Source organism: Stackebrandtia sp. (genome assembly GCF_035643755.1).
Taxonomy (GTDB): domain Bacteria; phylum Actinomycetota; class Actinomycetes; order Mycobacteriales; family Micromonosporaceae; genus Stackebrandtia.
This window is the reverse complement of record NZ_DASQPW010000246.1, coordinates 1-19791: the sequence shown is the minus strand read 5'-3', so window position 1 is coordinate 19791 and position 19791 is coordinate 1. Positions and strand designations below refer to the sequence as shown.

The 19791-nt window shown below is 68.7% G+C and carries 16 protein-coding genes, 1 tRNA gene and 1 pseudogene; 4 read left to right on the top strand and 14 right to left on the bottom strand.

Annotated features, from left to right (window positions below; all coding sequences use genetic code 11):
• Positions 1 to 97: 97 nt before the first annotated feature.
• Both VE172_RS18945 and VE172_RS18940 read right to left on the bottom strand, forming a co-directional pair.
• Positions 98 to 1003: a phosphotransferase gene (locus VE172_RS18945; protein WP_324803529.1), complete on the bottom strand. Its 906-nt coding sequence runs from the start codon at positions 1001 to 1003 to the stop codon at positions 98 to 100.
• A 108-nt stretch (positions 1004 to 1111) separates the two neighbouring features.
• Complete coding sequence (locus VE172_RS18940) at positions 1112 to 1729, bottom strand: hypothetical protein (protein WP_324803528.1); 618 nt, start codon at positions 1727 to 1729, stop codon at positions 1112 to 1114.
• Between the two features lie 160 nt (positions 1730 to 1889).
• On the opposite strand from VE172_RS18940, the gene VE172_RS18935 reads away from it, so the two are divergent.
• The 3 genes from VE172_RS18935 (at position 1890) to VE172_RS18925 (ending at position 4765) form a co-directional block, all read left to right on the top strand.
• Positions 1890 to 2621, top strand: coding sequence for a YqjF family protein (locus VE172_RS18935; protein ID WP_324803527.1), 732 nt, complete (start codon positions 1890 to 1892; stop codon positions 2619 to 2621).
• Positions 2622 to 2972: 351 nt separating this feature from the next.
• On the top strand, positions 2973 to 3626 hold the full coding sequence (locus VE172_RS18930) for an aquaporin (protein WP_324803526.1): 654 nt from the start codon (positions 2973 to 2975) through the stop codon (positions 3624 to 3626).
• A 413-nt stretch (positions 3627 to 4039) separates the two neighbouring features.
• Positions 4040 to 4765 (top strand): C39 family peptidase, encoded by a 726-nt coding sequence (locus VE172_RS18925; protein ID WP_324803525.1) that lies wholly within the window; start codon positions 4040 to 4042, stop codon positions 4763 to 4765.
• 596 nt (positions 4766 to 5361) lie between these two features.
• On the opposite strand, the gene VE172_RS18920 is transcribed toward VE172_RS18925, so the two are convergent.
• The 11 genes and pseudogenes from VE172_RS18920 to VE172_RS18870 all read right to left on the bottom strand — a co-directional run bounded on the left by VE172_RS18920 (position 5362) and on the right by VE172_RS18870 (position 17522).
• On the bottom strand, positions 5362 to 8172 hold the full coding sequence (locus VE172_RS18920) for an AfsR/SARP family transcriptional regulator (RefSeq protein ID WP_324803524.1): 2811 nt from the start codon (positions 8170 to 8172) through the stop codon (positions 5362 to 5364).
• Positions 8173 to 8448: 276 nt separating this feature from the next.
• Positions 8449 to 8522: transfer RNA gene (locus VE172_RS18915), tRNA-Ile, on the bottom strand.
• Positions 8523 to 8593: 71 nt separating this feature from the next.
• Entirely contained in the window at positions 8594 to 10036 is a 1443-nt protein-coding gene (locus VE172_RS18910; RefSeq protein ID WP_324803523.1) for a sugar porter family MFS transporter, read from the bottom strand.
• Between the two features lie 142 nt (positions 10037 to 10178).
• Positions 10179 to 10751, bottom strand: a complete 573-nt coding sequence (locus tag VE172_RS18905; RefSeq protein WP_349258458.1) for a dihydrofolate reductase family protein — start codon at positions 10749 to 10751, stop codon at positions 10179 to 10181.
• A gap of 75 nt (positions 10752 to 10826) precedes the next feature.
• Positions 10827 to 12188: a family 43 glycosylhydrolase gene (locus tag VE172_RS18900; protein ID WP_324803521.1), complete on the bottom strand. Its 1362-nt coding sequence runs from the start codon at positions 12186 to 12188 to the stop codon at positions 10827 to 10829.
• Positions 12189 to 12288: 100 nt separating this feature from the next.
• Entirely contained in the window at positions 12289 to 13563 is a 1275-nt protein-coding gene (locus VE172_RS18895; protein ID WP_324803520.1) for an exo-alpha-sialidase, read from the bottom strand.
• A gap of 169 nt (positions 13564 to 13732) precedes the next feature.
• Positions 13733 to 14386: pseudogene (locus VE172_RS25755) on the bottom strand (ABC transporter permease); the annotation flags it as partial.
• Entirely contained in the window at positions 14386 to 15138 is a 753-nt protein-coding gene (locus VE172_RS18885) for an ABC transporter permease (protein WP_324803518.1), read from the bottom strand. The pseudogene VE172_RS25755 and the gene VE172_RS18885, both read right to left, overlap by 1 nt.
• A gap of 4 nt (positions 15139 to 15142) precedes the next feature.
• Positions 15143 to 16120 (bottom strand): ABC transporter ATP-binding protein, encoded by a 978-nt coding sequence (locus VE172_RS18880; protein WP_324803517.1) that lies wholly within the window; start codon positions 16118 to 16120, stop codon positions 15143 to 15145.
• Positions 16117 to 17307, bottom strand: coding sequence for a tetratricopeptide repeat protein (locus tag VE172_RS18875; protein ID WP_324803516.1), 1191 nt, complete (start codon positions 17305 to 17307; stop codon positions 16117 to 16119). The genes VE172_RS18880 and VE172_RS18875 overlap by 4 nt, the downstream gene beginning before the upstream one ends.
• Before the next feature lie 77 nt (positions 17308 to 17384).
• Complete coding sequence (locus tag VE172_RS18870) at positions 17385 to 17522, bottom strand: hypothetical protein (protein WP_324803515.1); 138 nt, start codon at positions 17520 to 17522, stop codon at positions 17385 to 17387.
• Positions 17523 to 17741: 219 nt separating this feature from the next.
• On the opposite strand from VE172_RS18870, the gene VE172_RS18865 reads away from it, so the two are divergent.
• Positions 17742 to 19415, top strand: a complete 1674-nt coding sequence (locus VE172_RS18865; RefSeq protein WP_324803514.1) for an aminotransferase class V-fold PLP-dependent enzyme — start codon at positions 17742 to 17744, stop codon at positions 19413 to 19415.
• A gap of 6 nt (positions 19416 to 19421) precedes the next feature.
• Here VE172_RS18865 and VE172_RS18860 read toward each other — a convergent pair.
• The coding region (locus tag VE172_RS18860) for a universal stress protein (RefSeq protein WP_324803513.1) at positions 19422 to 19791 on the bottom strand (370 nt) is incomplete at its 5' end.

The window sequence follows — 19791 nt, the reverse complement described above, 5'->3', positions numbered from 1 at the left end:
CCCAAGGGTGACACCGCTCCGCCGCACCTACAAGGTATTCGGCCCAAATGCGCCACATTTGGCGCCAATGGGACGTCTCGCGCGCCGATATCCCCGTTCACGCGCCCGCGCGCACGAGGCGGTCCGCCGCTTCGGCTTCGCTGAGGCTGGTCACCGGACCGTCGGCTGACTCCTCTTTGGCGTCGAACGCGCGCGTCCACACTGTCGCCGCCCAGAACGCCTCGGCATCGTCCCGGGTCCACGCCCTGGAGCCCGAGCGCACATACGCGTTCAAGAACTCTTCGCTCTCCTCGACCGTCGCGGGTCGCCAGGACGCTTCCGAGGCGGGAAACACGGCGGCCGCCATCCCCGCGATCACCGCTTCTGGCTGACTGACGACGCTGTCCCAGTCGTGCACGACCAGTAGCCTGTCGCCAGACCACCGGACGTTACCGGCATGCCAGTCAGCATGACCGATCACCCGCCGCGCCCGGTACCGGCCAAGACGCTCGCGGCAGCGGGCGCCCGCGTCGTCCAGCCAGCCCGGTCCCCGCACCAGGTTGAGGTCCTCGGGCCCGCGGTCAGGGGCCGGCCACAATCCGGGCCCGGCGTGGTCCCACGCCACCCACGGCGGTGACGGCGAAAGGTCTTCGACCTCGGCCGCGGCGGGAGCGACCCGAAGCAGCCACGCCAGTGCCTCGGCCGCGCGAACGGCGTCCCCGGGACCTCTTCCGCCGATGTCGCCGCCGCGAATCAACCGTTCGGCGCTGGCGCTGTGCTCCGGGCCGATGAGCGCCGGGGGCACCAGCGGCTCCGGGGCTGGATAGCCGGATTGCCAGACGCGCCATTGCACCTGGTGGGCGGCGTGCAGGCGAGGGGCCGACCTCCGCACCTTGACGACGACCTCGCGGCCGTCCGCGAGCTCGACCCCGGCGACTTGCGAAAGGGATCCCGTTTCAAACAGAACCTCGGACACGGCCGAGCCGAGCCATCGCTCGCACCACTCGTCCATTGCCTCGTGCATGGCAGAAGTCCTCCTGGAACGTGTTACTTCCACACCCCTCTCGTTATACCTGGCAACCGGCCCGCTCCGATTCCTGTTGGAGCCCCAATACCGTCAATCAGCGCCCGCTCAGCTGTGCGTCGATCCGCCCACCGGCGAGGACGACCCTCGTTGTTTGGTCTCGGACGGCTCCTCAAAGCTCTCGACCAGCTTGGTGAAGGCATCGCGGTCGAGCTCGCCGCGGTCGCTGCGAACCACGATCGTGGGGTATCGGGCATCCACCGGGTCGTCGACGGCGATGATGGCGACCGGCTCCTGGTAGCGGTTGTGCTCGTTGGTGAATTCGTCATAGGTCTGTTCGAACACTGTGGCCGGACCGAGCCAGGTGTGGACCTTCGCGACGTTCTTCGGGTCCGGGACATCGCCGAACGTGCGGTAGTCGCCGTGTCTGCCGTTCATGGTCTTGTGGTTGTCGTCGTCGGGCGCGCAGTCGGCCCGGGGCACCTCCACCATGAGGCCGTATCGCGTCAGGTCGTACGACACGTGTCCACAACCGTCGACGTCTGCGGCATCGATGGTGGAGATCGCGGTGCCCGCGGGCACGTTCGCCTGGAACGCGACGTGCGTGTCGTCGACGATGAGCACCGTGTCAGACGAATCCGGCGCGCCGAACACACCCCACGCGGACATGACCACGAGCTGAGCCGCCTCGGCGCACACGACCAGTGCCGTGACGATGATCCACATGCGTGAACGGGGGCGCTTGGGCGCAGCCTCTCCGGGTGTCATGCGCCCACCCCATCACTCGACGACGCCGGGCTGTTCCACCGAACGGGCACAGCACGCAAATCCTCGGCGACGGCACGTGCGGCCCCGGGGGCGGGAAGGAGTCTGAAAAGCTGGTGGCATGGCGACCGATCCGGAACCCGTCACCGCCGAGGCGCCGCGGGGCGTGCCCCGGCCGCTGCTGACCCAGTGGTGGCGCGACGTGGCGTTCCTGCACTGGACGGTCGACCCGGCGGCCGTGGCCGGGCTACTGCCGCCGCGAACGGTTCCCGACACGCTCGACGGCGTGACCTATGTGGGCCTTGTCGCCTTCCGGATGCATCGCATCGGGTGGCTACGAATGCCCGGAATTCCTTATCTGGGAAGCTTTCCCGAAACCAACGTCCGGCTGTATTCGGTGGACGATCGGGGCCGCCGCGGCGTGGTCTTCCTGTCGCTGGACGCGTCACGTCTGGTCCCCGTTCTGGTGGCGCGCACAGGATTTCGGCTACCTTACGCGTGGTCAGCCATGAGCATGCAGCGCGACGGTGACGTGCTGAGCTATGCCAGCCGTCGACGCTGGCCCACGCCGCGTGGCGTCCACTGTCGACTGCGCATCCGCATCGGCGACCATATCGAGCGTCCCAACCGATTGGAGCACTTCCTGACCGCCCGTTGGGGGCTGCATACCGCCGGCCGCGACGGCGCGCGCTATCAACCCAACGTCCACCAACGCTGGAGGCTGCACCGCGCCGAATCGCTGGAGTGCGAGGAAGACCTGATCGCCGCAGCCGGGCTCGACGCCCCCGACGGCGAACCGGCCAGCGTGCTGTGGTCACCGGGGGTGCGAGTGCGTTTCGGGCGGCCCGACTGATCGGCCTGCCCGAATTGGCGACGATTCCGATTGAAGCCGTTGCGGCACAACAATCACGTCGGTTCCGCCAGGACGGCTTCCGCGTTGGCGGGCCGTCGCTTCGTCCCCGATCCTTCGGGCCCGGGTAGTCCACTGTGACGAGCTCGTACAGAAGCGTTGCCCCGTAAGCGTTTCGTAAGGACACGGATCTTCATTCCGGTACCCGAGGTTCGATAAGTTTCCCACACGCGACGGAATGGGTCGCCCCGGACATTAAGTCCACATGAAACATTCTGGGATAGTTCGCGCGCGCCGACCTCCCGCGACTCCGTAGCGCTCACCGCTAACTGTCCTTCCTATTAGGAGGAAACGATGCGAAAATATGTCACCGAACTGATCGGCACCTTCTTCCTTGTTCTCACCGTCGGCGCCACAGTGCTGGCGAACGCGGACCTGGCCCCGCTGGCGATTGGCGTGGTACTCATGGCCATGGTTTACGCGGGCGGTCATGTCTCCGGCGCCCACTACAACCCCGCCGTCACCCTCGCGGTCCTGATTCGCCGTCGCATTTCCCTCACAGACGCCGCCGGATACGTTGTCGCGCAACTGGTTGGAGCCGCCCTGGCCGCGCTCACCGCCGGATGGCTCGTCAACGCCAGTCCCGCGAAGGAACTGACCTTGTCGGGACGCGGACTGGGCGCGGCGTTGCTGGCCGAGGCCCTGTTCACCTTCGCCTTGGCGTACGTCGTCCTGAACGTGGCCACCAGCCGCAGCCACCCCGACAACTCCTTCTACGGATTGGCGATCGGCCTCACCGTCGCCGCCGGGGCAGTGGCGGTCGGCGGCATCTCCGGCGGGGCGTTCAACCCCGCCGTGGCTCTCGGCGGGTCGGTGATGGGACTGATTTCCTGGTCGTCGGTCTGGGTTCACCTCGTCGCCGAGATCGCGGGGGCAGCGGTAGCCGCGGGCGTATTCCTGTTCGTCAACCCCGACGAGCGCGGAGCGGAAACGACGGCCTCCTCGTGACACCGCCGCATCGCGGCGGTGAACCCGAGCTCCTGGTCTGCCGGGCATGCGGCAAGACCGTCCGTGTCCACTGTGACTTCGACACGGCTCCCTGCGTCGGGCTAAGGTCCGCGCGCGGATTCAGCATCGATCAGACTCAGGTCACCTTCCGGGGCCTGTGCCCCGACTGCTCGGACAGGACCGAGCGAAACGACGCGCATCGAACCGCGAAGCACAGGGCCGGCTGACACGCGGTCCCACCCACCAGGCCCCACCCGATGCCCGTGATCCGCTCGAACCCCGATCGGCCGGTTCAACGACCGGAGCTCCGCGTCCACAAATGAGGTACAACGGCGGCGACGACGAATCGCCGCCTCTTCCCCCGACCCGCTTCGGATGGCACGCTGAGTTCGTCCCCCAAGGGAAGGAACCCCATGCGAAGAAGAACCATCCTCGCCGGCACCTTCGGCCTGGCCGTCGCTGGTGGACTGGCGGTGACCGGTACCGCGATGGCGAGTCCGAGCAGGCAGGGAGTCGCCCCGGTACCGCCTAGCCCTGCCACCCCCGACGGCGTCCAGGTCGCCACCACGGTGATCGGCAACAAGAACGGCAAGTTCCCGACGCTGCGCACCAAGAAGGTCGACACCAAGGGCGAGAAGGTCCTTCAGGTCGACTACCAGGTCCAGGAGACCGGCTACTGGTGCGGCCCCGCGGCCACCCGCATCGCCCTGTCGGCCAAGGTCGATCCCCCCGACCAGGCGACCCTGGCGTCCGAACTCGGCACCACCGAAAACGGCACCGACCACATCAGCCAGGTCACGACCGTCATGACCAACCGCAGCGGCAAGAATTACGCGACCGTCGAGATGCCCAACGATCCGCCGAGCCAGGAGCAGGTCGACAAACTGTGGTCGGATGTGACCGCCGACATCGACAACGGCTTCGCGATCGTGGCCAATATCGTCGCCCCTCCAGGCAACCAGCCACCCGGCTACCCTCCGGACCAGACGATCTACCACTACTTCTCCGTCATCGGCTACAACTCCGACGACAAGAAGGTCCTCATCGGCGACCCGGCCTCGTTCAACGGCAACCAGATCTACTGGCTGTCCTTCGAGCAACTGTCGACCCTCATCCCACCGAAAGGCTACGCGGTCTGACCGGTCCGCCACATTCGAAGAACCGGGGACCGACTGCCTGGTTCTGGCCCTGGGCCAGGACACCGAACTGTCCCTGTTGGACGGTTACCCCGACATCGAGCGCCCCCGTCGGGTCATCACCGTCGACGACACCCTCATGACCGCACGCGGCGGCATCTGCGTCACCGGATGGGCCAACGTCCCCGGACTTTGCCGCCCGGGCGCCGTCTCGGGTGGGTGTTGGGGGTCTCTTGTCTACCCGTGCAGCACCCGATAGCGGCAGCGACCGTGCGGCGTCGGTGCGCGCCCACCCGACGACGCACGGGCTTGGTTGGCGCAGCGCGCGAGTGACCATTCCCCGAACCGTGGACATTCGCATCGACGTGGCGATCGTGTCCCGTTTGCCCAGTTCGTCGAATATCCGTCCTGGTCGTCGCTGCCGGGAACTGAACGGATCCAAGCCAAGGTTGCGCTAGGGAGACCGCAAAACCATGGAATTGTCGTCGAGATCCAAACCCGGCCAAAAGCCGCCCAGCCCGTCGGCGAGCTGCGCCAGGTGCAGCGGGACGGCGTGGCGAGACGTTCCCGAACGGCTGACAACGACCGCGGGCGGGCCGCTATTGCATGGCTTGCGGTCTGGGCGGGCGGGGGTCGGTTTCGATGGTGCGTTTCTCGGCGTCGGTGATCAGCGCCAGACGCCGCAGGATGTTCGCCGACCTGCTTCGGCATTCGCGTGCCCGTTGATGTTCGCCCAGGTCGTCACGAAGGTCGCCCAGGCGCCACAGGTATTGCGCCTCATCGAGGGTCCCGGTGTTTCCTGCTTCCCGGTTCAGCGTCAAAGCGTCTTCGAGGTATGACACGGCCTGAACCGAGCGATGCGTTTGTTGATGGACAAGGGCCAGCTCAAACCAGGTTTCGGCTAGATTGCGCTGGTCACCGTTATCCTTCGAGACCACCTCGGCTTGCGCGAGCAACTCCAGCGCCGCATCGGCCTGCCCCAGCTCACGGTGGGCGCGTCCCAGGTCGATGAGGGACGCCGACTCGGTCAAACGGTCGTTCAGTTCCCGGCTGAGGTCAAGACTCCGTCGCAGGTAGTCGATCGACAATGGATGCTGTCCGTCGTCCAAATAGGTGGTCCCCAGCAAGTACAGTCCACCAAGGAACCACGCACGTTCATCGAGTTCTTCGGCCAGTTCCAAGGATCGGTGAAGGTGCGGGATCGCCTCGCCTAGACGTCCGGTGTGCTTGTATCCCCGTCCGACATCGCGGTGAACCAGCAGGCGTACCCGGGCGTCGTCGATACGGTCGAGCACGGGGACGACGATCTCGGTGAGGCTGAGTTCGTGGGTCCAGTATCCGCGCTGGGACAGCACCGGGGACACCGCCAGCGACAGCGCCGCCGCGAGCTCCGGTTCGTCGACCGCCGGGCCGGTGGCTTGCCGCACCGCCGCAAGTAGATTGTCGAGTTCGGACAGCATCCATGCTTCGGCTTCGGCTCGGGACTTCAGCGCGACCGCGGCGGCGCCGAGGTCTTGTGGGGGCAGTTGGAGACGCCTCGCCATCGCGGGGATCTGGAGCTCGGCGGATGCGCGGGCGGTGGCCAGAAAGTGGTGCAGGTGTCGTCGCATCGCGGCGTGGCGGATCTCGGCGGTGTCGGTGGTCTGGGACAGCTCGCGGGCGAACTGTCGCAACAGGTCGTGCATGCGATAGCGGCCCGGGGCGTGGGACTCGAGCAGGTGGGTGTCGACGAGGTCTTCCAACAGGTCGAGGGCGTCGTCGCGGTGGAGGTTGACCAGGGCCGCCGCCGCGTCGACTCCGATGTCGGCCCCCACGTGCGATCCCGAGAGCCGGAACAGTTGGGCGGCGGCGGCGTCGGACAGGTCACGGTAACTGACCATCAGGCTGGTGCGCACCGCCTTGTCGTCGAGGCGCAGTTCCGACAGCCGCCGGTCGGTGTCGTGGAGTCGGCGCACCAAGTCGGCGACGCCCCATCGCGGCCGGGTGTTGAGCCGCGCGGCGCAGATACTCAGTGCCAGTGGTATGGCGGCACAGTGATCAACGAGTCGGGAAGCGGCCCGCGGTTCGGCGGCGATGCGATCGGCGCCGACCTGGCGAGACAACAGCGCGATCGCTTCCGCGGTCGACATCGGGCCCAGCGACACGTGAACGGTGCCGTCGAGTGCGGCGAGGTCGCGTCGGCTGGTGATCAATACCCCACAGGATTGGGCGGGCATCAGCGACCGAATCTGGGCGGTGTCGTGGGCGTCATCTAGCACCAGCAGCAGCCGCTTGCCCTGGGTGGCGGTGCGGAACCGACCGGCCAGTTCGGCCGCATCGGTGGTGGCGGAGGTGTTCGCGGTGCCCAGCGAGCGCAGGAATCGCATGAGTACGTCGCGCGGGTCCATGTGTTGGGTTCCCGGTGTGGCCCCATTGAGGTTGACGTACAGCTGGCCGTCGGGGTATTGCCGCGCCACCTGATGGGCGACATGAATGGCCAGTGTGGACTTTCCGGTGCCGGCGCCGCCGGTGATCACCGGCGTCCGGCCGGGTGTCCTCGCATCGCCTGAAAGGATCTCGCTGATCCGGCCGGTTTCGGTGTCGCGCCCGGCGAAGCTGGACAGGTCGGGTGGAAGCTCGGCGGGTACCGGGTGGTCGCGGCGTCGCGGCGGCGCGGTCCGGTGCGGCGTTGGGAGGTCGAGGGCCGGGTCGTTGCGCAGTATCGCCTGTTCCAGCTGCCGCAGTGAAGGGCCGGGTTCGATGCCCAGTTCCTCCACCAACCGGGTCCGGCCGGTGCGGTACACCGCCAACGCGTCGGTCTGGCGTCCGGACCGGTACAGGGCCGTCATCAGTTGACAGCGGTACTTTTCCCAGGTGGCGTGCTCGTCGACCAGCGCGGACAGTTCACCGATGAGCCCGGCGTGACCACCGGCGGCCAAATCGGCGTCGATGCGCTGTTCGAGGGTGACCTGCCGAAGGTCGTCGAGTCGACGGGCCTCCGAGCACAGCGCCGGATGATGCGCGAGGTCCGCATAGGCCGGTCCGCGCCACAGCCCCAGTGCCTGCGCGAACAGATCCGCGGCTCGGACGGGATCATCACTGACCTTGGCGGCTCGGCTGCGCAACTCGGCGAACCGCGTGGCGTCCAGTTCCCCGTCTTCGACCGTCAGGGTGTAACCGTTGGCGGTGTGGGTGATGCGGTCGGCAGGTTCCAACAGCCTGCGCAGCTTGTGAACATGCCACGGCACGGCCTTGTCGATAGCGCGGGGTGGCCTGTCTCCCCAGAGGACCTCGGCCAGGCGATCGGTCGACACCGGATGCCCGTGCGCGGCCAACAGCACCGCGAGCATCAAGCGCTGCATCGACGCCCGCGGCATCACCGGACCGTCCTCGTGAGACACCGTCACCGGACCCAGCACCTCGAAACGCATCGGCCGTCACCCCTTTCCCCGCAGCACGGCATTCGGGGCCGCTTCGCCGCTGAACCGGTTTCATTGTGCCGGATGACGACGCGACAGACGCGTGCGTCGTTCCCGTGGGGCGAGCGACACCTCGACCGGCGATTCGCGCCGCTGGTGAACGCGCACCGACAGGGGAGCCGAGTTGCCGCTTCACGACGTGAGGCGCGTCGCGCGAACCGCACACACAAAAGACCCGCCTACCGATGTTTCAACCGGTAAGCGGGCCCTTCGCCTTGCTCGCCTCCGTGGGGCGTGTCGGGCTCGAACCGACGGCCGGCGGGTTATGAGTCCGCTGCTCTAACCAGCTGAGCTAACGCCCCTCGTGCGTCGACATAGTACCGGCCGCTTCGAATCGTGATGTTTGGTGCCGCGAGCCGTGGATTGTGGGTGGTCACGCCGCGGACGCGGTCCGACGCTCGTAGATGTGGATGATGTCGTCCACGGGTATGCCCTTGGTCTCGGGAAGGGAGCGCTTGACGAAGACGATCGCGCAGACGCACAGCGCGGCGAAGGAGGCCAGCACCCAGCCGAGCCCGATGCCCGCCTTGGCCATCGGGAAGATCTGTATCAGCGCGAAGTTGGACACCCAGTTGACGGTGGCGGAGATGGCCGCGGCGCGGCCGCGGACCTCGGTGGGGAAGGTCTCGCCCTGAATGACCCAGCCGGTGCCGCCGACCCCGACCGCGAAGGAGGCGATGAACAGGCACAGCCCGAGCATCACGACAATGATCGTCGCGATTCCCGAGAAGAAGGCCAGACCGGCGGCGGCGACCAGGGCGAAGACCGCCATCCCGGCGAAGCCGCCGATGGCCAACGGGCGTCGGCCGAGCTTGTCGATGTAGCGGAATCCGAAATATGTCGCGGCGACGTTCACCAGGGTCATGATCGCGGTCACCTGGACGCTGGCGATCTGCGACTGGACCAGCGTGGCGTCCGATCCCTGCAGCAACGGCGTGAGCAGCGTGGGCCCGTAGTAGAGCGGCACGTTGATGCCGGTGATCTGCTGGAAGATGAAGAACACGCACACGACCATGAGGGCCTTCTTCACCCCGGGTGTCCAGCTGCGCTTCTGGGCCCTCCTGCCCTCGGCCTCGCCGCGTTCCAGCGCGATGGCGTCCCGTTGGATCTCCTCCACCGTGGCGGTGATGCCGAGCTTGCCGATGGCGCGCCGGGCCTGCTCGTACCTGCCGCGCAGCATCAGCCAGCGGGGCGACTCGGGCATGCGGGTCCGCAGCAGCAGGCCAAGGATCGCCGGGACCGCGCCGACGCCGAAGATCAGGCGCCAGTCCAGGCCGTAGGCGTGGTGCGGCATGAACATGAGGACCACCATCGCCACGACGTACGCGACGAGGATGCCGACGGTGATCATCCACTGCTGGAGCATGCTGAGCTGGCCCCGCCGTCCGCTCGGCGCGTATTCGGCGATGTAGGCGGTGGCGATCGCGGAGTCGGCCCCGATGGCCAGCCCGATGATCGTGCGGGCGACGATCAGGACCCAGGCGTCCCAGGTGAAGGCCGACAGGAGCGCCCCGGCCGCGTACAGGCCCGCGTCGACGATCAGCAGCGACTTCCGTCCGAACCGGTCCGTCAGCGGGCCGGCCAGCAGCGCTCCGGCCGCGGCTCCCAGCGACGCCCCGGCCACCAGATAGCCCGCCCAAAACGGCCCCAGATGATATGGCAGGAACGGCAATGCCGATCCGATGTTGGCGGTGTCGAAGCCGAAGAGGAAGCCTCCGAGGGTCGCCAGCAGGGTCAACGACCAGTACAGGGATGTCGGTGGCCGCCGGTCCAGAGCGGCAAGCACGGTACCAGTGCCGCGAACGCTGTCGTCCATAGTGCTACCTCCACAACAGACCAAAGGACGCAAGTCAATGCATACTCAGGATGATTGTAGGGGCGGAATGGGGCATCAGCATCGATTCTCGGCGCGGTATTTGGGCCGAGGTCGTCCCCGGACGGCGTCGGGAATCGCTCGTTTACTTGTGCAGCACCCGATAGCGTAGGTGTGTCACGTCGCGTGCCTCGATCGACCGGACGCGCTCGAGTTCGATGTGTTGGCCGCCAAGCGCCTCGAAGAGTCTGCGGCCCTCCCCCAGCAGCACCGACACCAGGTGGATCTCGATCTCGTCCAGTTGCCCGGCGCGCAGCAGCGACTGCGCGGCGCCGGCGCCGTGCACCATCACCGCGCGTCCGCCCGACGACGCACGCGCTTGGGTGGCGCAGTCGGTGACGTCGGTGACGAAACGGGCGCTGCCGGGCGGGACGTCGTCGGGGTCGATGTGGTGGGTGAGAACGAAGATCGGGACACCGTCATGGTGATCGCCGTGCCAGCGCCCGGCCAGTTCGAAGGTGCGGCGCCCGGAGATGACGGCGCCGGTGGACAACACCTCGCCGTATACCCGGCCGCTGGGGCCGTCGGAGTTCCGGTCGTCCAGCCAGTTGAACAAACGGCCGCCGTTTCGGCCGAGTTCCTGTCCGGGGCGGTCCTCGGGTCCGGCGATGAAGCCGTCGAGCGACATGGACATGTGCAAGCGGATCGGGGAGGTCATGGTTTTGTTCATGCCCGGTTGACCGTGCCGTGGCGCGAAACTCATCGGTGCGCGCCGGACTTAATGGTGGCGTGGTCAGCGGACCTCGATGTAGTCCAGCTCGGCGTACGCCGTGCCGTGGGTGAACCGCAGGGTGTTCCAGCCCGCGGCGAGGTCGACGTCGACATTGACCTGTTGCCAGTTGTCCCAGCCGGTCAGCGGGTAGGTCACGTCGACGGGGGTCGCATTTTTGACCGACAGGTGGTGTGTCGCGCCCTCCTGGGACCCGTTGGCGAAGCCGACGGCCACGCTGTAGCCGCCGGCGCTCGGGGCGTAGGGTTTTATGTCCACATAGCTGTCTTCGTAGTCGATGTAGGCGACCACCTTGCCCTGCGAGGCGCCGGCGGCGTTCTCGCGGACCTGGCAGTGGTTGAGCGTGCCGCCCTCGGCCTCGTAACGCACTCGGCTGCCGCGCACCACGGGGAGGTCGTTGGCCCAGCCCAGGTCGGCCCGGTACATGCTGCGGACGTCGCCGACGTGGCCGTGGAAGAAGATGCTGTCGACGCCGTCGCCGGGCACCACGTCCGCGCCGCCGGGGCCGTTGACGGCGCCGTCGAGGCTGGCGCCTGTCAACAGTGGACGATATGCCTTCTGGAACGGGCCGCTCAGGGATGTCGCGGTGGCGTAGCTGGTGAAGTAGCTGTCGTTCCAGTATTCTCCGCCGGCGTAGAACAGGACGTAGTTGCCGCCGTGCTTGACCATGACCGGGGCCTCCAGGATGCCGCGCTCGGCGTCGGAGTCGTTGCGCAGGATCTCGACGCGGTCGCCGATGAGGCTCAGGCCGTCCGCGCTGGTCTGTTGTAGATAGACCACGGGCGGCTGACCGATGGCGTTGGCGTCGGTCTTGTAGATCAGGTAGTGCTTGTCGCCGTCGACGAAGGTCGACGGGTCGATCGCTCCGCCGTCGGCGGCGGGGCACACGATCGGGGCATCCCCCGCGGGCTCGAACGGGCCCGTGGGCTGGGTGGCGGTGGCCGCGCCGATGCACTGGCGGTCCGGGTCGATGCCGTGGGCGGCGTAGTAGAGCAGGTAGCTGCCGTCGGGGCGCCGCGAGACGTCCGGCGCCCAGGTGCGCCCCGGCTGCGCCCACGCGCCCAGCTTCGGCAGCGCGTCGGTGCCGCTCACCGTCCAGGGGCCGCCGGGGTTGGCCGACGTCGCCACCGGCAGGTTCACCGATCCGTTGGTGGCGTATGCGTAGTACGTATCGCCGAACTTGTTGACGTCCGGGTCGGGGAAGTCTCCCTGGATGACCAGCTGCGGTGCCACGGCCGCGGCCGTGGTCTCCTCGGCCCCGGCGTCACCGCCGCACGCCAACACCGCCGCGCCGATCATCGCGGTGATCGCGATGGCGGCGGCGGTGTGGCGGCGGGGCAACGTCAACGCTCGGCGGAACATCATCTCGGCGCCTCCAGGACGAAGTCACGTCATATTTACGTGTGTCAATGTGTGACACAGTAACCATGTCGGCGACGCACCACAAGGTCCCGGCGGGCCCGCGTCACTTCAGGGTGACGGTGGCCGTCCACAGCAGATCGGTGGTGCCGTGGGGGTACTTGTAGTTCGCCTTGCATCCCCAGCCCGCCTGGCAGTTGTCGCCCATGATGACCGCGGTGGTCGGCGAGGTGACCGCGACGCCCATGTAGCCGCTGGACCCCAGCGCGGAGCAGGGGTTCCCGCCGTAGCCGCTCTTGCAGTTGGTCGGCATGTTGTCGTAGAAGCTGTGCGCGGTCGTCCAGGTGGTGCCGCCGTCGGTGCTGAAGGCGATCTTGTTGCGGGGGCGGCCGAACACCAGCATCAGGACGCCGGAGTCCATGTTGCTCAGGATGGGGGCGACGCCACTGACCACATCGGCGTCGGCGGCGCCGGGCACCTTGACCGCCGTGGGCGCGGCCCACTTGGCCTTGGCGACGTCGGCGGCCGAGTTCACCGCGGAGGTGGTCACCCTCGACAGCAGCTTGCTGTAGTGGAATCCGCCCCTCTCCGTCTCGTAGCGGGTGATCATCAGCAGCTTGCCGTCCGAACGACGCGCCACACTGGACTCGCTGTAGTCGATCGTGTTGGAGCTGAAGACCGTCGCGGCGCGCTTGAGCTTGGTGGCGTCGGCGTCGCCGACCAGCAGGTGCGCGGAGAACTTGTACTTGCCGCCGCCGACGGGATGCGCGACGTAGAAGGGCAGCAGCCGGGAGCCGTCCGGCAGCGTCACGATCTTCTGGAACGCCTGTCCGCTGGCGGAATCCAGGATGGAGCCGCCGTTGAAGTCGAGCGGGGTGCGGCTGGGCGTCCACGAGACGCCGCCGTCCTTGGTGATCCAGCGGAGGATGTACCGTCCCTTGGAGTCCTTGTGCGCCTGGGTCTCCAGCGCGACCGTTTGCCCGGCCGAGTCGGTGAAGACGTTGGACGCCATGGCGTACTGGGCGTCGGAGGACTCCATGAGCGGCTTGCCGGTGCGGGCGTCCTTGGCGTCCTGCCACTTGCCGGAGCCGTCCTGGTACTGCATCCGCTCGGCCACCGGCGGCACGCCGTCGGGTCGAATGCTGACGCTGCGGATGAGGCGCTTGTGGGTGCCGGAGGAGTTCTTCCAGGACACCTGTTGCAGGGCCGGCATCGCCCGGAACTCCCGGTTGGGGTCCTGGGCCTCCACCTTCGCGGCGCCGTATTGCGCGTTCACCGCCTTCGGCTGGGTATCGGCCATGGCGTTGACCGCCACCACCGTGGTGGCTGCCAGCGCCGCCGTCGCCAGGGTGGCGACGATGGTGCGACGGGTAAGGGACATAGTGACCTCCACATGGGATTGAGGGTAACCACAGTTCGAGCGATCCGGATGCGCGGGAGGCGCGTTCGAGCAGGAACCAGGACAGGGAGCCGACCGCGAACCAGCCGAGGCCGATCGCGCAGGCGGTCGCTCCATAGTGAACGAACAGGCCGGTGTCGCCGGACGCGATGGCGCGCACCGACCTCACCGACGCGGTGATCGGCAGGACGCCGGCGGCGGTCTCGATCGGGCGCGGCAGGGCTCCGGGCGGGGCGACGGCGCCGCAGGCCAGCACGAGCACCGCGTTGACCAGGTTCGCCGGGAGGAAGGAGTCCCGCAGTCGCAGGCTGGCCGATCCCACGGCGAAGCCCATTCCGGTGCACGACAGCGACGTGATCACCAGCGCCACCAACACCAGCGGGAGGGACGACAGCATGGCGGGGTCGCCGGCGAGGATGACCGCGGCGGCGACCGCGACCAGCCCGGCGGCCAGGCCGAGGCCGGCCACGACGATCTGGCGTCCCAGCCACAGCACGATTCGGGGAACCGGCGACAGCACGACCATGGCGAGCGTGCCGTTGTCGCGGTCGTCGCCGACCACCGCGGCGGCGGCCATGACGGCGGTGGTGGCGGTGACCAGGACCGCGGCGGACACCGACGCCGCCGCGATGTCGGAGCGCGTCGCCGAGGTGGCCAGCGTCGTCAGGTAGACCACGTCGAGACCGGGGATCAGCAGCAGCGTGACGGCCACGGTGCGCACCGATCGCAGCTGGCTCACCGATCGCAGCGTGATGCGGGCCGACTGGGCGAAGGCCGAGGCGAGCAGCGGGGCGGTGGTCGGCATCATGACAGGGCCAGGCTTCCGTCGCGGCGGGCGCGGCGCAGCGCCAGGCGCATGATCACGCGCGCGGCGAGGAGATGGACGGCGCTGGCGAGCAGGGACGCGGCCGTCCACCAGCCCGTCGCGGCGTGGTCGATGCCGGTGGCCGCGGCGTGCAGGACGCGCACCGCGCCGGACAGCGGGCTGCCCCATGACAGCCACAGCGCCCATTCGGGCAGCCGGTCGCTGGCCGCCACGGCGCCGGACAGCAGCAGGACCGGGGTGAGCAGGACCGATTCGTAGACCAGCGCGTAGCGGGTCAGGACGAACAGACCGGCCAGGCAGGTCGCCGAGGCCGCGCAGCCGATGACGGCCAGCGCGAATCCGTCGAGAAGGGACGGCCACGACGACACGCCGGGCGCGCCGTGGAGGATCGTCACCAGTCCCAGGGTGACCGGCAGCGCCACCGTGCCGAGCAGGGCGGTCGAGACCACCACGGGGGTCAGCACCGCGCCGGGCGAGCGCGGGCTGAGCAGCATGGGTTCCAGGGTCCCCTGGAATCGTTGGTAGCCAATGATTCCGGTGGCGGTGGTGGTGGTCGTCCACAGTCCCACGACGACGGCGTCGACCCAGGCGGTGGCGTCGATATGGGCGTGGGCGCCGCGGGCGACGAGGTAGCGCAACAGGAGAAAGACCACCGGCGAGGTCACGGCGAGCTGGACGAAGAAGGAGTTGCGCGTCAGTTGGCGAAGATGGAATCCCACGGCGGTCGGCATGGCGTCACACCGCGATCCGGTCGGCGGCGCGGCGGCGGGCCACCAGCGCCAGGTACGCCTCTTCGAGGGTGGCCGGGCGGGTCACCAGTGTCGCCAGTGGAGCGTCGGCGGCGCGGGCGAGCGCGGCGGGGTCGGCGCGGCCCGGGTACCAGGTGACGGTCAGTGCCCGGGTCCCGTGGGTCTCCTCGGCGCGGACGTCGAGGACGCCGCCCAGGTCGCGCAGCCGGGCCAGGAGGCCCTCGGACGCGGAGGCGAGTCGCAGGCCGGTCACGTCGCCGGCTCCGCCGGCGCGGGCGATGTCGGAGACCGTTCCCCGGGCGACGATGCGGCCCTCCATGATCACGATGACCTCGTCGGCGAGCGCCTCGGCCTCGTGGAGGTAGTGGGTGGTCAACAGGATCGAACGCCCGGCGGCGTTGAGCCGGGCGATGAGTTGCCGGGCCTCCAGCGCCGCCTCGGGGTCCAGGCCGATGGTGGGTTCGTCCAGCAACAGCAGCGGAGGGTCGGCCAGCAGGGCGCGCGCCAGGTGCAGGCGTTGCCGCATGCCCCGGGAGTACTCCTCGACGCGCTTGGCGCCGTGGGCGGACAGTCCGACCTCGCCGAGCAGGTGGTCGATGCGGCGGCGGCGTTGACGGCGGGGAACCATGGCGAGGCTGGCGAAGTAGCGGAGGTTCTCCGCCGCGGAGGCGCGCTGGTAGAAGCCGCGGTCGCCGCCGAGCACCAGGCCGAGGTGGCGGCGCGCCTCCGCCGGGCGGGCCACCGCGTCGACGCCGCGGATCCTGATATCGCCGCGGGTGGGCGTCAGCAGGGTGGAGCACATTCGGACGGTGGTGGTCTTCCCGGCGCCGTTGGGGCCGAGCACCGCGACGGTGCTGCCCGCCGGGACGCGCAGGCTGACGTCGCTGACGGCATCGACGCGGCCGTCGCGACCGTCGTAGACCCGGTGGAGGTTCTGCGCGATCAGCGTGGCGTCGCCGGTCATGCGGCCTCGCCGACCAGCCGCGCGTCGAATCCGAGCGGGTCGGCGTGCAGCCGATGCAGGACCCGGTCGGCGTCGTCGGGCGCTCCCGATCGATGCAGGCTCGCCGCGGTCACCTTGCGGATCTGGGCCAGCCTGCGGGGCGCGGCCTCGGTGCGGACGCGCTGGTAGGCGGCGGTGAGCAGGGCGAGGGCGCGGTCGTGCTCGCCCGCCAGGAACAGGTAATAGGCCAGTATGGACTGTGCCTCGCTGAGCGAGTCCGGGTGCAGGTCCGCCGCCAGCGCCTCGTTGTCGGCGAGGATGCGCAGCGCCTCGTCCCGGTGGTCCAGCAGCCACAGCACCTGCCCGAGGTTGATGCGGATCTGGCATTGGTAGCGCAGCGCCGCGTCACGGTCGACGGTCACGAAGCCGTCGGTGTCGCGCATGCTCGCCGCGGCGCGCACGGTGTCGAGGGCCGACGCGTGGTCGCGGGTCTTGATGTGGGCGAAGGCGAGCAGGTTCAATCCGACCGCCCGCATCGCGCGGGCGTCGGCGTCGGAGACACAGCGTTGGGAGTGCCAGCAGTCGACGTCGTCGAACATGGCGTCCAGCTGGCGGGTCGCGGCCTTGACGTCGCCCCGGCGCTTGAGCCGCCACGCGGCCAGGCGCAGCCCGGCCATGAAGGAGTCCACTTCGGATTCGGCCTGTCCGACCGCGCGCCGCAGCCAGTTGCCGGCGGCGTCTCCCGCGGCGTCGTCCGGCGTGGAGGTCGCCGCCAGGACGGCGCCGACGTACAGCGAGGTGGCGTAGCGCTGATAGGTCCGTTCACCGGCGTTGACCGCCAGGCACACCGAGCGGGCCAGGTCCCAGTCCCCGGCGAAGTTGACGCAGCCGTCCAGCAGCCCGACCAGTCCCTCCTCGTCGAGACCGCCGACGGGCCAGGGGTTACCGGCGTCGAGATCGTCGTCCCAGCCCGCCGGGTTGCGGCTCAGATTGTGCCGCAGGAAGGTGGCCGCGTCGTCGGAGATGCGCACGCCGAGGTCGGTGACGTAGTTGGCCTGTGCGGTGTTGCGGGACCGCGGCATGACGCCGAGGGCGGCGGGGCGCGCTCGGTCCACGAAGCCCGGAGCGTAGTCGGGGCCGCCGGAATCGGCCAGCTCCACCACCCGGGCCGCGACCTGGTTCCAGCGGAACGGGTGCTGCGGGATCAACGACGATCTCCTTCGAATCGTGGGATGGCGCCCGGATTCGACAGAGGCCGAGGACCCGGGCGCCATGGTGGCCGTGCCTACTTGGGGCCGTGCTTCCATCCGTTGGTGAGCTCGTTCACGACCCGGTCGGGGCGCTCGAGCTCGAGGAAGATGGTCTCGATGCGGACCTCGTTGGGTTCGTCCTTGCGCGAGGACACGACTGGAATGCGGTTCACGGTCACTTTTACCTCCATAGTGGAATCTTGTTCCTGTTGGATGTGTTGCGCCCTTGGACTCTCCGCGGCGAGTCCAAGGTTGGGGAGGGGTTGCGGAACAAATCATGACCACGGCCAGCTTCAAAACGACTTCGGCCCCGAAAGGAGGCTTTATTCAGGCATTTCGATGCGATCGGGTAGGGTGAACGGAGGATTCGATCATGACAATGTGGAGTCATCATGGATATACCGTTGTTGGCGAAGATTCGCCATTCGGTCATTGGTGATGACGAATTGGTGGACGGCCCGTTCGGGCCCCGGCGGATCGTGTACGCCGACTACACCGCGTCGGGGCGGTCATTGAGTTTCATCGAGGACTTCATTCGGCAAGAGGTGCTGCCCTGGTACGGCAACACGCACACCGAGTCCTCCGAGACCGGACTGCGCACCACCATGTTGCGCGAGGACGCGCGGGAGGCGATATCGCGGGCGATCGGCGGCGACGATTCCACCGTGGTCATCTTCGCCGGTTCGGGCGCGACGGGCGCGGTCAACAAGCTGATCAGCATTCTGGGCCTGCGCGCGCCGTCCTTCGGGGACGGCGACCGGCTGGCGGCGGTGCCGCGTTCGCAACGCCCGGTGGTGTTCATCGGGCCGTACGAGCACCACTCGAACGAGCTGCCGTGGCGGGAATCGATCGCCGACGTGGTGCCGATCGCCGAGGACGCCGACGGGCACCTGGACCTGGCGGGGCTGGAGGGCGCGCTGGAGGAGTATCGCGACCGTCCGCTGCGGATCGGTTCGTTCTCGGCGGCATCCAATGTGACCGGTATCCTCACCGACACCGCGGCGGTGTCGGATCTGCTGCATTCCCATGGGGCGCTGTCGTTCTGGGACTTCGCGGCGGCGGGCCCGTACATCGACATCGACATGAACGGACCCGGCGACACGCACAAGGACGCAGTGTTCCTCAGCCCGCACAAGTTCGTGGGCGGGCCCGGAACGCCGGGGATCCTGGCGGTGCGCAGGGACCTGCTGCGCAATCCGGTTCCGTCCGAGCCGGGCGGCGGCACCGTCGAGTTCGTCACCGCCGACTGGCACACCTACCTGTCGGATCCGGTGCACCGCGAGGAGGGCGGGACGCCCGCGATCGTGGAGTCGATCCGCGCCGGGCTCGTGTTCCGCCTGAAGCAGGCGGTCGGCGTGGACGTGATCCAGCGGCGGGAGCACGACTTCCTGTCGCGGGCGTTGAGCGCCTGGCGCGCCGAGCCCGAGCTGGAGCTGCTGGGAAACTGCGACGTCGACCGGCTGTCCATCGTGTCCTTTCGGGTGCGGCGGCCCAGCGGGCGGTTCCTGCACCACAACTTCACCGTCACGGTCCTCAATGACCTGTTCGGGATCCAGACCCGGGGCGGGTGTTCCTGCGCGGGGCCTTACGGCCAGCGGCTCCTGCGCATCGACCACGACCAGGCCCTGCAGCTCCACGAGCAGGTGTGCGCCGGGCACGAGGGGATCAAGCCCGGGTGGATTCGGATCGGGTTCAACTACTTCCTGTCACCGACGGTGTTCGACTACCTGGTCCAGGCGGTGGCGCTCACCGCGCGGCACGGGTGGAAGCTGCTGCCCGACTATCGGTTCGACCTGGACACCGGCCTGTGGCGGCATCGCGCCGCCCCGGACTCGGCGGTGCTGCGCCTGTCGGACGTGCGTTTCGACGCCGAGCACGGCATGGTCTATCCGCGCCGCCATCACACGGTGGACGAGTCGGCGCTGGCGACCTACCTCGACTACGCGCGGCGGCTGCTGGAATCCCTGCCCGAACCGGACTTGAGCGCGGACGAGTCGACGCCGTCGTCCGTGGAGGACCTGCGCTGGTTCGAACTGTCCCAAAGGGACGCCTCGCGAAGCGACTGACGTCCGTCACCCGCCGGGCGGCGGTGGTGGTGGCATTGTGGACGTCGCGGGCGCGGTCTCGGGCCATATCAACAAAACGGGGCATCCGGCGTGGTCGACGATGAAGCGGCTGGCGGGCCCGAGGCTGCGAGGGCCTAGATGGGTGCGGTCGCCGTCGCGGGCGAGGACGAGCAGGTCGGCGTCGGCGGCCGCGGCGACCACCTCGCGCTCGACGTGCCCGACGCGTTCGACGCGCTCGCAGGGGCGGCCGAGCCGCCCGGCGGCGTCGGCGAGCAGGCGCTCGGCGGAGTCCGCGGCGAGCCTTTCCAGGCGGGCTCCCGGGTCCCGGTCCGGGTGGGAGCGGCCGAGCAGCCCGGCGAAGGCGCCGCGCGCGGCG